Below are 1,087 nucleotides of genomic sequence, written 5' to 3' on the forward strand. Positions count from 1 at the left end.
TAATTGCGTTGGTTTTTCTCTATTGTTCAAAAAATTAGGCCGGCATTTTGTATCTTTGTAGAAAGCAACCTATCAAGATATGAATGCCGGCCTGTTAAACCAATCTCAAGGTATCAAAGATTATACCGTAAGCAGTTCTGTTTACAAAGATAAACATTTTGTTTTAAAACTCGTGTATAATCCTCGTGGATTTTGTCATTGTCCTGAATGTCGTAGCCGTAAACTGATAAAGTATGGTGTTGTCCATCGCATGAATCCGTGCATTACCCATTGATTCTACGCCTGTCATGCTTGACCTTACCCTTCAGCGTTATCAGTGTAAGAAATGCGGTCATACTTTCCAATCCCCGATACCATTTACTAAAGGAGAATCCGGCTATACAAGGATGTTTGAGAACTATGTTCTTGACCTGTTACGTCTTGGTCTTACCGTAAGTGCGGTATCTAAACACCTAAGAATAAGCTGGCACGTGATAAAAGATATTCATAAATCCTACCTTAACAAGCATTATCGTAATCCCAAATTAAAGGGAGTCAGATATATAGGTATAGATGAGTTCTCCGTTCATAAAGGTCAGACATACAAGACCATAGTGGTAGACCATGAGACGGGACGCATAGTGTATGTTGCAGATGGGAGGTCAAAGGAGTCTCCGGATAAATTCCGGAAAAGAGTGAAACGACTGAAAGTAAAAATCGAAGTTGTCAGTTCAGACCTCTCTGCAGCTTACATCTCCTCCATACAGCAGAATGCTCCTCAAGCCATACATGTGTATGACAGGTTCCATGTGGTGAAGATTATAGCAGATGCGATGGATAAAACCGGACGGGCAGTATACAAGCAGACAAGAAGTTTGGAGGGCAGGATAGTCATAAAGGGAAACAGATGGCTACTACTGAAGAAGGACAAGGAGGCTTTGGATAAAAAATATAGAAGAAGACCGGATAATATTTTGGAAACCAACAAGCCATTGGCTACAGCATATTACCTGTATGAAGACATAGACCAAGTTTGGATGCAGAAGGATAAAGAACAAGCATTAGAGCAGCTGATATATTGGTGCAAGCAGGCAGAGGACAGTAATCT

2 protein-coding genes are annotated in these 1,087 nt (G+C 40.6%); one reads left to right on the forward strand and one right to left on the reverse strand.

Annotation, left to right across the window (positions count from 1 at the left end):
• Positions 1-163: 163 nt before the first annotated feature.
• Positions 164-289, reverse strand: coding sequence for a hypothetical protein (locus JCM15124_RS17015; protein WP_262499284.1), 126 nt, complete (start codon positions 287-289; stop codon positions 164-166).
• Between JCM15124_RS17015 and JCM15124_RS14480 the strand changes: the two genes are divergently transcribed.
• Positions 288-1,087, forward strand: an 800-nt coding sequence (locus JCM15124_RS14480) for an ISL3 family transposase (RefSeq protein ID WP_232220196.1), incomplete at its 3' end; no start/stop codon positions are given. The two genes, JCM15124_RS17015 and JCM15124_RS14480, sit on opposite strands and share 2 nt — an antisense overlap.

Source organism: Prevotella falsenii DSM 22864 = JCM 15124 (genome assembly GCF_000613945.1).
Lineage (GTDB): Bacteria > Bacteroidota > Bacteroidia > Bacteroidales > Bacteroidaceae > Prevotella > Prevotella falsenii.

What these genes read in the sequence shown, in the direction of transcription:
- JCM15124_RS17015 (WP_262499284.1), bottom strand. Translation starts at nt 289, where the DNA reads ATGACAGGCGTAGAATCAATGGGTAATGCACGGATTCATGCGATGGAC.